Below are 11,074 nucleotides of genomic sequence, written 5' to 3'. Positions count from 1 at the left end.
TGATGTAGGGAATTTGGTTTTTGTACACCTTGCGCCTAAGAGTCCAAGGGTTTACCCCCAGAATCTCAGCCGCTTCAGTTATCTTATGCCGTCTTTGTTCTGCCATACATAAAAGTATAGCAAATAAAGTCAAAGTTTTATAGAATTAGTTATCATGCTAACTGAGGTGATTAGACCGATGTTCTCAAGTAATTTTTTCAATTTTACAGTTTCAGGCGTTCAAGTGAGCCACTTTGCCTCGACAATAGGATTAGTTGCCGCAACTTCAAACACGTCGCTTCATGATAGACCAAACGACTGGCTCCGTACCCGAAACCTCTAACCAGCTTGCTGAGTTGAGTAACCAACTCAGGTCAAGTTCTGAGAAAAAACAACTCCAGCTCATTCCAGAACTGGTGAATCAGGGGGATGCTGGTTTAGATGTTTTGATGGAGTTTCTGCAAGCGCAATCCTCTACCCCTGTCAGTCTCAGTTCCGGTTTGGCATATCAAGCCATTTATCAGGCAAAGACTGCCAAGACTGAGGAGTTCCTACAAAACCATTTTCCGACCGGGATTGTTCCCCTGGTGTCTGAACGGGATATTGACTACGCTCCCCTACAACAGTTACTTGCCCAGCAAGAGTTTCAGGCAGCGGATAGGTTGACATTAGAGAAACTTTGTGAGTTAGCTGGGTCGGCTGCCATGCAGCGAAAATGGTTGTATTTTTCCGAAGTGGAGAAGTTCCCGATTCCTGACTTACAGACGATTAATAGGCTGTGGGTGGTTCACTCTCAAGGTAAATTTGGATTCTCGGTGCAGCGGGAACTTTGGCTTGGTGTGGGCAAAAACTGGGAAAAACTGTGGCCCAAAATCGGCTGGAAGAGCGGAAATAGCTGGACTCGATACCCCAATGAGTTTACCTGGGATCTCAGCGCCCCGAAAGGTCATCTGCCGCTTTCTAATCAGCTACGCGGTGTCCGGGTTATTGCCACGTTGCTGTCTCACCCAGCATGGTTAAGTTAAATTTTGTCATTTGTTATTTGTCATTGGTCATTGGTCATTGGTCATTGGTCATTGGTCATTGGTCATTGGTCATTGGTCATTGGTCATTTGTGATAATTTAACGGCTAGGTCGGGGCGGGTTTAGTGACATTCGGGTGACCACAAATGATAGTGGTGAAACCCGCCCCTACAGGTTTCTCATCTTCCTCAATTGGCGATCGCGGATTGGCGTTCAATTTTTCCCGACACCCCACACCCGACACCCCACACCCCACACCCCACACCCGACACCCCACACCCCACACCCGACACCCCACACCCTAATCAGGGTAGCCAGTGGGGGAGAAATCCTGGTAATAATGGCTCAGGTTGGAGTTGTACTGTATCTAAGGTGATCGACTCATCTAAGGGTAGTAGCCAAAGACGCCCAGTGGCGATCGCTTGTCCTTCGTCGTTCCTTAAACTGTCAACCGCTGAGGCGGGTCGGGTGGCGACCTGATCGAATAATAAGGCTAACCCATCGGGGGATAAACTGAGTTGAATATCCCGCTGTTCCGGCAGAACGACTAAGGGTTTGACTGGACTCTCCTCACTGTCGGGTTCGGCATTGAGATTAACGGCGGCGATAAAGGGTTCCTCGCGATACTCTTCCCCTTGAATCAGTTGGGTGAGGAGGCAAAAGAGGGTTTCCTGATTGGGGGCAAACTCGCAGTTGACAATTGAACCCGTTGTACGGAGGAGTTCTTCCTCAGTTCCCTGATTATTGACCAAAAACAGCGATCGCGTGTAGTCGGTATTAAATTTCACCATTGTCGCGGCTGAACCATCGCTGGCAAAGCTGAGGACTTGACCAAACTTGGGGAGAAAGTCCAGGGGTTCGGCGTCGGCGTTTAACGGCAAAATCGCCACCCCTTGTCCTTGCGCCACGGCTAATGAGGCACTATCGGGGGCAATTAAAAATTCGCCGCCGGGCTGATTTTCTAAGGGTTGGGGTTCGCCATCTGCGGGGATCATCCACAGACCAAAGTCAGCGGGATTGTCTCGATTCACGCGCTGTACCACAATGGTTTGTCCGTCTCTGGATAAGTCAAATTGCAGGTTTTGATGGTTTTGGCTATCTAACACCAAATCCAGCTTACCAGCGGTTTGCTGAGACGGAGAACGCTGATCTGGCGAGGGAAACGACAGTCCAGTGGTTACGGTATACAGTTGTGCCGTGAGTAACCCCTTTGCCTGATTTTGGCGGTCATTAGCGGAAAACAAAATGCGATCGCTCCCCGGATAGGGTTTAAAGTCCAGTACCACCAGATCAGCAGGTGTCAGCACGGTTTTTTGCTGTCGGGTGAGATTATAGAGGATTAATCGCCCCTGTTCTTCCCCTTCGACGCCAATGTAAGCAAATGCGCGATCGCGACTGTGAAAGGTTGCCTGAAACGGTTCCATCACAGTACCGTTGTCTTCAACGCCTGGTATTTTCTCCTTTGCCCCCTGAAGCTGAACCTGATAGTCATTTCCATAGGGAATCGGCGAAAGCAACGTATACGCCATTTTCCGCCCCGCCCAGCTAATCTTGCCCTCGATTGGCGGCACATCTGAGGGACTCACCTCCCCTGAAGGCAAAACGGGTGTGATTTGTAGATTGGCTTCTACGCTGGCATGATCCATTGGACGGCTAAAGGTTAGAATGAACGCCGTATCCTCAGCACTGACGTATTTGTCCTGCCAACTGAAATCCCTTACCCGAGGTCGAGTGGTGTCGCCTGTCAATAGGACGATGCCAATAAACAGACTTAAGACTACCATGAGTACCAAAGCCAAACGGTCGATGGGTTGAAGAAATTTTTTAGATAGTATGGTTGGAGCTGACATTTCCACAATCACAGTTAAGCTCTAGCATTCTAGTCTAGATTCGCCTCCAGACATTAACGATCAGGGTGCAGGCTTTTTCTACGGACTCAGATTCGGAGACAGCAGGGGGCTTTTACTGAATCTTTATATTAAAAAAAAAGATAGGTGATTTTCCATAAAGTTCCGTAAATTCATCCTTTGGGCGTATTTGAATCTCTTTTGAGGTGTTTTTAAATTGAAAAGAATACGCCTCGACTCCCTATATGTATTACACGTCACGCACTTACTGTCATGATTTCCCACCTCCAGCAGCCCTCAACAGGTCGTTTTTTCAATGCCAATACTCCAACTCAAGTGACTCCAGAACCAATTTGTATAGATGAGCGTATCCTCGGTGCGGCAAGCTGTGGCATTATTCTCAGCGATGCTAGCAAACCGGATATGCCGATTGTCTATTGCAATCCTGCCTTCGAGACAATCACTGGCTATTCCCGCCAAGAGGTGGTTGGACGCAATTGCCGCTTCCTCCAGGGTGCTGATACTGATCCGCAGGTGGTTGAGCAAATCCGTCAGGCTCTACGCACTCAGCAAGACGTGAAGGTAGTCCTGAAGAATTATCGTAAAGATGGGACACCCTTTTGGAATGAGCTAGCGATCTCACCGATTCGAGATGCCAAGGGGCGGGTGATCTATTTTATTGGCGTCCAGACTGATATTACATCCCGTAAGCAAGCTCAAGAGGAACTCCAAATCAGTCATGCTTTATTAAAGGCGCAACAAGAGGCTGATCCTGATGGCGTCATTGTCATTGATCCCAATGGTACAGTTATTAGTCACAATTCTCGATTTTGCCAAATGTGGCAAGTTCCTCATCGAGCCATGCAATCCTCAGATAAGGAGCAATTTTTAGCCTGTGTGTTACCCTTAATTGCTGAACCGCTAAAGGTGTTTAGTAAAGTCGAGTATCTTGAGAAGCATCCCAGGCTGAGTTATCAAGATGAAATTAAACTCACTGACGGACGGATTTTCGAGCGTTACTCCGCGCCAGCCTTATCGCCTACAGGTACGTACTACGGCAGAATTTGGTCATTCCGTGACATTACCCAACGAAAAGAAACTGAAGACCGATTAAAGCGACAAGCCAAACAAGAGCGGCTATTGAGCTGTATAAATCAGCGAATTAACCAATCCTTAAATCTGGATGCAGTTCTGAATACAGCCGTCGAAGAAGTACGAAAATTTCTGGCGTGCGATCGCACGCTCATTTATCGGTTTGACCCAGATTGGGCAGGAACCGTTGATGTGGAGTCCGTTGGCGAAGGGTGGATAAAGATGGCTGGCGAAACAATCGAGGATGATTTTTTTAAGAATCCTGAAGTGACATCGCTTCTCTATCAAGACGGTTATATTCGAGTCATTGATGATATCTACAATGCCAATTTAAGCCCCTGTTACATTGAATTACTCGAACAGCTTCAGGTTCGGGCTAGCTTAGTCGCCCCTATTTTACAAGGGAAAAAGCTTTGGGGATTGCTGGTTGTCCATCACTGTTCGGAAGTGCGACAATGGCAGCAACAGGAAATTGAATGTGTCAGAAAACTTAGCATTCAGTTAAGCATGGCAATTCAGCAAGCGGCATTGTTTGAGCAAGTCTCGGCTGAACTCAAGGAACGCCAAGCCGCTGAAGCCGCCTTGCGAGAGTCGGAAACAAACTTGAAGGAGAAAGCTACCCAGCTTGAAAAAACTCTGCGTGAACTTAAACAGACTCAACTTAAACTGATTCAAAATGAAAAGATGTCGAGTTTGGGACAGTTAGTGGCAGGGATTGCTCATGAAATCAATAATCCGATTACGTTTATCTCTGGGAATATTGATCATGCCAATCAATATGCTCAAGATTTATTGGATTTAGTGCAACTCTATGAACAGCACTATCCTCAACCTGCACCGGAAATTGAAACCTTAACTGAGGACATTGATATCGACTTTCTCAGAGAAGATTTCCCCAAACTTCTGAGTTCCATGCAATTCGGGGTTAACCGTCTGGAAACGTTAGTTGGTAGCCTCAAGAATTTCTCGCGCCTAGATGAAGCTGAACGCAAATGCATGGATGTTGAACAAGGGATGGAGAATACGCTGTTAATTTTGCAGCACCGCTTAAAGCCGGACGCTTCTAATATCCAAGTGGTTAAAGACTATGGCAATATTCCCCCTGTGGACTGTTATCCAGGACAACTCAATCAAGTCTTTATGAATTTGCTGAATAATGCCATTGATGCTCTAAATTCCGAGGATAAACAAGCGGATAAGGATAAGGATGCGGCATCGACAGAACTCTCTTTTCCTTATCATGCTCCCACGCCGACGATATGGATTCGGACTGAATTATCGGATCGCAACTCTGTATTGATTCACATTGCTGATAATGGTTGTGGCATTCCTGAACAAATCAAGGAACAAATTTTCGACCCATTTTTTACCACAAAACCTGTAGGAGAAGGCACAGGGTTAGGCTTGTCGATCAGCTATCAAATTGTCGTAGACAAACATGGAGGAAATTTATCTTGTATCTCCGCACCCGGATGCGGTACAGAGTTTGTGGTGGAAATCCCCTTCAATTGTGAATGTTAGTCTGACCCCACCCTAACCCTCCCCTTATCAAGGGGAGGAAGGAGGAAGGAGGAAACTCTAATGGCAATAGTTGGCAGGTTAACGTTAACGATATTGAACGCACCCCAGCCCGTAGGGTGGGTTAGGCGGAACTCAAATAGAGGCAATAACCTTATAATTTTCCTATCCGCCGTAACCCACCAATAATCCTAACTTAGGCTTGCTCGGGCGATCGGGCAGGACCAAAGTTATCCGGTAGATCCTCCAAGCTACACCGCAATTCTCGACACAACGCTTTGATCTGGGGAACGTTGAACGTGGCTGGGTAGGCTCCTCTTTCCCAGTTACTAATAGTTTTAGTTGATACGCCAATTCGCCGAGCCAACTCCTCTTGAGTGAGACCAACCGCTTCTCGCAACTGCTTTAACGGCGATTCGCCACCGTCTAAATCTGATCTGTTTTTCTGGGGCATAGCAAAAATTACTAGAAACAGTTACTTGACAAACGCAACTAGAAACTGTTTCTATAAAGGAAGAACAGCAATAGGCGGATAAACCTGTGTCCCTGTCGGGTAAGCAGGGAACTAACGCCCCTCTCCTTCCAGGCAAAAGGCTGGGAGAGAAAAGTGCCAATGTCTATCCAAACCATACATACATCAGGAAAACCCATGAAACAACCTAACTGATCTATCCGGCAAATCCGAAGTCGATAACTTACTCCAGTTCACAGGCGAATCAGATGTTACCCTGACTCGACATCGATTCCCTCAAATGCCTCAATCAGTTCATCGAGAGTGCATTGATAAGCTTGACACAAACGCTTGATCTCAGACGGTGTGCCTCGCGGTAGAGACGTTCGAGCTTCCCATTTGGCAATGGTTGAAGGACTTTTTCCAATCGATATCGCAAAATTAACCTGAGTCAAACCTGTACGCTGACGCAAATCCGCTGGCGTGAGACGCTTTCCACTTTCTTGGGGCATATTGTAATTCATGACTTGTAAAGCATGGCTAGTTATGCTTTACTGGTCATAATCCAAAAAACCATAGAGGGCAGAGAATATTCTAACTGCCCTTCCATCTGTTCGTTCTTTTTCCTATAAAATTCCATGAAACATACTGATTGGCTACGCCTTCAAACCGAAGGTGAAAAACTGTGCGCCCTTCTCAGACAACACCATTATCAATGCTTCAAACAACCCCACCGCTTGTCCTGGAAAATTAATCAAGACGGCAAAACCTACCTTCTGACTTGGTTACCCGTACCCGTGGATGACTGGGGTTTACTCCCCAACGACACCACCTCAGCACGTCGAACTCTCTGGCAGCTAATTCAAAGAATCCTTAACATTATCCGAGGTAACGAAGCAACGAATCAAGCCATTCCCTCATCCGCCGACTTGACTCGTCCTTGGGCAATTGTCCGCCTCCTTCCCAACGCCCAACGCTATACTATCGCCCGATTTCACAATCGCCAAGATGTTCAAGACTACATACGATTTCTCAATCGCTTCGTTCCCACCGCAGAATTTGAACTCCTATTTGATGTTTCTCCAAAACAACTATGACGATTTTATTTCGCCGCATCAAACCCCAATCATTTCCAATCACCATCGATCTCATTGCTCAATTTCTGGACATTCCCAAATCGATGATTTTGCGAGCAGAACCCTGGGCTTATATTATTTTTGTTCATCGCCGCGACAAAGGTGGCCAATTTATCAGTTATCGAAAACTCAAACTCACCGATTGAGGCAATAATTGCCTTAATTAAAAAAACCAAAACCTTGGACGAACTATGGCAGCTAGGATTGTGGATTCGACAAGAATGCCGAAAATTTAACTATACTCAACCCGTTGTCGAATATCTACGTTCTGTCTGGGCAAAACAGCGAGACGATTTGCGAAGCTTGGCACACGTCAGATAGCAGTTCGTTTGACATCAGGGGGAATTATCCTGACAGAAAAGTCTCTCACTTGTAAATGCTTAACATCGAGAACCGCGATACGTTCAACTCCATCAGGTGCGAGACAATCCAATATCCTCCGTCTAAAATCGAGTAAGCCACGTTTACTCCCATGCAAAATAATGCTAGATATTATATCTCAACCTTGCCATGGCGCGTCTGGAACATGATCCCCGTCCCCTGTCTTGAGGAACTTTAACAGTGAAACTGCACTGGTTACTTCCCAGTTTTCTCAGCTTTTTTTTGCTCTCCTTGCCAGCGCAAGCCGCGAGATTACTCTCCTGGCGCTTTGATGTGAATCAAAATCAACTCGTCTTTACTACCGATGAAGGAGTACAACCCAGAGGGCAATTTCTTGCCAATCCCAACCGCCTGGTGATTGATTTGCCCGGTATCCCCCTGGAGAATGCCAAATTAGAACAATTAGTTGGTGGTGCAGTGCGGGTGGTGCGTGTCAGTCAATTGAACCCCCAAACCACACGCTTGGTGATTGAGTTTAATCCAGGTTATACGATTAATCCCCAACAGGTTCTATTCAAGGGATTCTCCCCTCGCATGTGGACAGTGCAGTTACCACCACCGCAACGAGTTGTCCAATTAACCACACCCACCCCTCTACCGCCGCAAAATCCCGTCATATCCCCGACAACCAGCAATCCTCCCTTCAATCTGTCCCAAGTTCCCAACCGCCGCATTGTGGTTATGGTTGATCCCGGACATGGGGGAAAAGATCCCGGTGCAGTTGGGTTAAATGGATTGCGGGAAAAGGATGTGATTTTGCCTATTTCTCAACAAGTTGCCGCTATTTTACAGCAACAAGGGATTCAAGTCATTCTCACCCGAACCAGCGATTATTTTGTAGACTTAGCACCCCGCGTGGAGATGGCAAAACAAGCCCAAGCGGATTTATTTGTGAGTATCCATGCGAATGCTGTTGGTCGCCGTCCTGATGTGAATGGATTAGAAACCTATTATTACTCAAACGGGCAGCGTCTAGCTCAAACCATTCATAATAGTATTTTACAGAGAATTCAGATTCGCGATCGCGGCGTGAAACAAGCCCGATTTTACGTGCTGCGGAATAACCCTATCCCTGCCGTTCTCGTGGAAGTTGGATTTGTTACCGGACGAGACGATAACCCACGCCTAGGGACACCCGAATATCAGAGCCAAATGGCAGGCGCGATCGCACAGGGTATCTTACAATATATTCGACAGAATCCATGAATAAATTGTCGGGGCGGGTTTAGCCACTTAATTGTGCTATTGACCGATAAGCTTTCAACAAAACCCGCCCTCCCTAACCTAGTGCCATCTACCATCCGCCTTTCTTCTAAGGCAACCAAAAATCAGGTAATACTGTCTTCCCCCAATCCCGCATCGTTTTATTAATCATCCGCCCCATTTGAATATGAGGTTCATCCGGTTCAACCGGAATAATCGTTGCCTTATTTCCGTACCCAAAACGGTCAATTATCAAATTTGCCGCCTCTAAACCCGTCACATACGCCTTCTCCTGTGACCAAGAACCGTGATTCGTAACAATCCAATCCCCACTCATAAACACATTATTAATCGGAGTGGTCGCTGGCAGCAAATACTGATAACTTCCCGGTGCAAAATGCGTTACTCCTTGCGGTACACGAATCACACTGCTATCAATAACCTTGGCATCCCCAAACTCTGGCACACAAGTGGCTAAATCTCGATGAACCTTTGCCACAATTTGCTCATCACTCATTGGCAATAACTGATTCGCATGATAAAAATCCGCTTCAATGACACTTCCCGGTTCATACGCATATTCATCATGCAACGCATTCAAATCAAAAAATGTCCACCCCGTCGTCGGATCAAAGCCAAAACAAGCATTAGACGGATTCCGCAGAATAACTTTTCGGTCAAACCATAACCGGGTTGCCAGAACATCAATTGCGCCTAAGTTTCTCAAATTCCGGAATTCCGAATAGGGTTGCAAGCTACTACTCGCGCTCACAATTTTTTTCATGCCATTAACACTAACGGCAAAAATAACCGCATCGGCTTCAAAGATATCCTCACCACAGACAACCGCTTTAGCCTTACCCCTATCGTCCAAGAGAATATCATTCACCCGCTTATTCGTCAGCACTCGTCCCCCGGCTTTCTCAATCCGTTCCACCCAGGGTTTAAAAATCATCTCTGCCACCGTTCCCCGACACCAGACAACATCAAAATTAGGTTGGTGAGCCAAAATGAAGTAATAGAGCATTCCTAGGGCGGCAGCGGCTGAACATTGCTCACCGGGGGCAAATAACCCCACCAACAGCATCGGTTCAAAGGAATCCCGATATAATCGGGCAGAGACACCAAACTGTTTAAAGAGTTCGCGGGCAGTTACCTGATCATAACGTCGCCATGCTTGATCAGAATTATCAAAATCAATCAGAGCATACAACAGAGGTAAAGCCGAAAGCCTGTCAATCAGAGGTAAGCGTCTAAAGTTGGGATAGAGAAAGGTTCCCAATGGGGTAGGAAGCGGGAACTCATTCTGAAACAGAGGCGATTCGACTTCTAACCCAGCGGGAGAATATTGGGAGGAATGGGTAAAAGGTGTGAAGGGTTGAAGTCCCAATTCGTTAACCAGGCGAAAGATATTGCGATAGGGATACCAGAACCCATGAATACCCCCCTCGACTGAACGCCCGCCAGAGGTTTTCCATCCAGCCACCAATCCACCAGGATAGGGGGTGGCTTCTAGAAGAGTAACATCGTAGTTTTGTTGGGCAAGATGATGAGTTGCACCTAAACCTGCCCATCCTGCACCAACAACGACTATCCGCTTTTGTGCTGACGCTTCTGACATCCTTAACCTCGTGATTGTTTCCTTTTTTAGGATGCCATGATTGGTCTAGCCAAGTCAGCCCAACTCTGCCTTAAACTCTAGAACAGTTTTCCAGATATGAAATTGGAAAGGTGAGGGGCCACAGAACAGTGGCAACGATAAAAACTATCCGACACCGAGTTTTTTGCTCAGCCGATAAATTCGTCTCTTTCTGGAATGCATTCAACCAGTTCAGGCAAAACAATCCAGCGATTAACAGGTAAATGGTGAGAAGTACTAACATTATAATCATAGTCTTGAGTGAGGTTGACTTATCTATTCCAAGTGATGATTGAGCAAATTAGCTTTTAAACTCCAGCAGTTTACCAAACAAGTTTTGACAATCGGCAAGTTTGTACTGAACCGGTATCAGGTTGCCCTAGTAATTACATCATTAAGCATACACATCAATACCTTTTCCCAAAGAAGGGTTGAATGTGCCTCTATCTAAAGAAAGAGTTTTCAGAAAAGTCCAACAGGAAAGCTGCTTTAGGTAACATTCGCTACCTATATCCCCCTTTTGTGATGAAGGACAGGTATGAAGAGAGGTTAAGTAGTCATACAAATAAAGTTGAGTAGGAGGACAAGAGAACAGGTAACATGGAACGGGGAACAGTAAGGAGGATGCAACACAACTTGGTATCAGATCCCCTTAGATCTCGTCCCCCTCTTAGATCCCCCTCTTCCCTTGTCGATCCCCCATCCCTCCCCCGTAAAAAGGGGGGGACCCGTTGTTGCGTCGCTTTTTTTTACATGGGGAAGCCAATACTACACCGTAGGGGGAGGATTCAATTACACTCTCCTT

General features: G+C 46.5%; 12 protein-coding genes. 5 read left to right on the top strand and 7 right to left on the bottom strand.

The genetic code is table 11. The features are described from left to right. On the bottom strand, positions 1–106 hold a 106-nt coding region (locus RIE73_RS14560; RefSeq protein WP_446401854.1), incomplete at its 3' end, for a helix-turn-helix domain-containing protein. Between the two features lie 175 nt (positions 107–281). On the opposite strand from RIE73_RS14560, the gene RIE73_RS14555 reads away from it, so the two are divergent. Beyond that, complete coding sequence (locus tag RIE73_RS14555) at positions 282–1,004, top strand: GUN4 N-terminal ARM-like repeat domain-containing protein (RefSeq protein ID WP_446401853.1); 723 nt, start codon at positions 282–284, stop codon at positions 1,002–1,004. 104 nt (positions 1,005–1,108) lie between these two features. Here RIE73_RS14555 and RIE73_RS14550 read toward each other — a convergent pair whose 3' ends face one another. After that, the gene (locus RIE73_RS14550) at positions 1,109–1,300 is read right to left on the bottom strand and encodes a hypothetical protein (RefSeq protein WP_446401852.1); all 192 of its coding nucleotides are present in this window, start codon (positions 1,298–1,300) and stop codon (positions 1,109–1,111) included. Between the two features lie 7 nt (positions 1,301–1,307). Continuing rightward, positions 1,308–2,852 (bottom strand): Ig-like domain-containing protein, encoded by a 1,545-nt coding sequence (locus RIE73_RS14545; protein WP_446401851.1) that lies wholly within the window; start codon positions 2,850–2,852, stop codon positions 1,308–1,310. 270 nt (positions 2,853–3,122) lie between these two features. Here RIE73_RS14545 and RIE73_RS14540 point away from each other — a divergent pair, with 270 nt between their 5' ends. Continuing rightward, entirely contained in the window at positions 3,123–5,462 is a 2,340-nt protein-coding gene (locus RIE73_RS14540) for a PAS domain-containing sensor histidine kinase (protein WP_446401850.1), read from the top strand. 193 nt (positions 5,463–5,655) lie between these two features. Here RIE73_RS14540 and RIE73_RS14535 read toward each other — a convergent pair whose 3' ends face one another. Continuing rightward, positions 5,656–5,913, bottom strand: coding sequence for a helix-turn-helix transcriptional regulator (locus RIE73_RS14535; protein WP_446401849.1), 258 nt, complete (start codon positions 5,911–5,913; stop codon positions 5,656–5,658). A gap of 269 nt (positions 5,914–6,182) precedes the next feature. Continuing rightward, the gene (locus tag RIE73_RS14530) at positions 6,183–6,434 is read right to left on the bottom strand and encodes a helix-turn-helix transcriptional regulator (protein WP_446401848.1); all 252 of its coding nucleotides are present in this window, start codon (positions 6,432–6,434) and stop codon (positions 6,183–6,185) included. A 114-nt stretch (positions 6,435–6,548) separates the two neighbouring features. Between RIE73_RS14530 and RIE73_RS14525 the strand changes: the two genes are divergently transcribed. The 3 genes from RIE73_RS14525 to RIE73_RS14515 all read left to right on the top strand — a co-directional run bounded on the left by RIE73_RS14525 (position 6,549) and on the right by RIE73_RS14515 (position 8,633). Then, positions 6,549–7,007, top strand: a complete 459-nt coding sequence (locus tag RIE73_RS14525) for a hypothetical protein (protein ID WP_446401847.1) — start codon at positions 6,549–6,551, stop codon at positions 7,005–7,007. Between the two features lie 141 nt (positions 7,008–7,148). Further along, positions 7,149–7,367 (top strand): hypothetical protein, encoded by a 219-nt coding sequence (locus RIE73_RS14520; protein WP_446401846.1) that lies wholly within the window; start codon positions 7,149–7,151, stop codon positions 7,365–7,367. A gap of 240 nt (positions 7,368–7,607) precedes the next feature. Beyond that, positions 7,608–8,633, top strand: coding sequence for an N-acetylmuramoyl-L-alanine amidase (locus RIE73_RS14515; RefSeq protein ID WP_446401845.1), 1,026 nt, complete (start codon positions 7,608–7,610; stop codon positions 8,631–8,633). A gap of 106 nt (positions 8,634–8,739) precedes the next feature. Here the strand turns inward: RIE73_RS14515 and RIE73_RS14510 are convergent, their stop codons facing one another. Further along, positions 8,740–10,251, bottom strand: coding sequence for a hydroxysqualene dehydroxylase (locus RIE73_RS14510; protein ID WP_446401844.1), 1,512 nt, complete (start codon positions 10,249–10,251; stop codon positions 8,740–8,742). Positions 10,252–10,321: 70 nt separating this feature from the next. Beyond that, the gene (locus RIE73_RS14505; protein WP_446401843.1) at positions 10,322–10,513 is read right to left on the bottom strand and encodes a hypothetical protein; all 192 of its coding nucleotides are present in this window, start codon (positions 10,511–10,513) and stop codon (positions 10,322–10,324) included. Positions 10,514–11,074 lie beyond the last annotated feature (561 nt).

Source organism: Coleofasciculus sp. C1-SOL-03 (assembly GCF_040220555.1).
GTDB lineage: Bacteria > Cyanobacteriota > Cyanobacteriia > Cyanobacteriales > Coleofasciculaceae > Coleofasciculus.
The sequence above is the reverse complement of the archived record's forward strand: the minus strand, read 5'-3'. Positions and strand labels throughout refer to the sequence as shown.